Annotated in this window: 1 protein-coding gene; it reads left to right on the forward strand. The window is 32.6% G+C overall.

Annotated elements, in window-relative coordinates:
* Positions 1-426: ATP-binding protein (locus TCEL_RS00015; protein ID WP_040683642.1), on the forward strand; the 426-nt coding region annotated here is incomplete at both ends.

Consider the following 426-nt stretch of genomic DNA (forward strand, 5'->3'; position numbering starts at 1 on the left):
TCCTGTACTGATTGATAAATATATATGTGGAAGAGAGATTGAGGTTGATGCTATTTCAGATGGTGAAGAGGTTTTAATCCCTGGTATAATGGAACACTTAGAAAGTGCAGGAATACATTCAGGAGATAGTATAACTATATATCCAGCTCAAAGTATTTCAAAAAATAAGGATAAAGTTTTAGAGTATAACAAAAGGATTTCAAAGGCAATAGGAATTAAAGGAATGATAAATATTCAGTTTATAGAGTATAAGGATGAACTTTATGTAATAGAGGTAAATCCAAGAGCATCAAGAACAGTTCCTTTTATAAGTAAGGTAACAGGTGTTCCAATAGTTGAAATAGCAACAAGGGTAATGCTTGGAGAGAAGCTTAAAAATATTGGTTATGGGGTAGACGTGTATAAGGAGTCAGAAATTGTTGCAGT

This window comes from Thermobrachium celere DSM 8682 (genome assembly GCF_000430995.1).
GTDB lineage: Bacteria > Bacillota > Clostridia > Clostridiales > Caloramatoraceae > Thermobrachium > Thermobrachium celere.